The organism is Streptomyces sp. NRRL B-1140 (assembly GCF_001280065.1).
GTDB lineage: Bacteria > Actinomycetota > Actinomycetes > Streptomycetales > Streptomycetaceae > Streptomyces.
The window spans coordinates 1-218 of the sequence record NZ_LGEA01000071.1 but is presented as its reverse complement, the minus strand read 5'-3'; the positions used below and the strand labels follow the sequence as shown (position 1 = coordinate 218).

Here is a 218-nt window from a genome sequence, read left to right as displayed (position 1 = left end):
GCGCAGACGCAGTACGGGCCGGTGCAGGTGCGGGTGACCGTGACCGGCGGCAAGATCACCAAGGCCGAGGCGGTCCAGGCCCCCAAGGGCGGCCGCAGCGACCAGATCACCTCCTCGTCCGTCCCCCGCCTCAACCAGGCGGCCGTGGCGGCCGGTACCGCGGACATCGACGCGGTGTCGGGCGCCACGTACACCAGCGCCGGCTACAAGAAGTCCCT

General features: G+C 72.5%; 1 protein-coding gene. It reads left to right on the top strand.

Annotated features, from left to right (window positions below; genetic code table 11):
• Nucleotides 1–218: FMN-binding protein (locus ADK65_RS09340; protein ID WP_159038749.1), on the top strand; the 218-nt coding region annotated here is incomplete at both ends.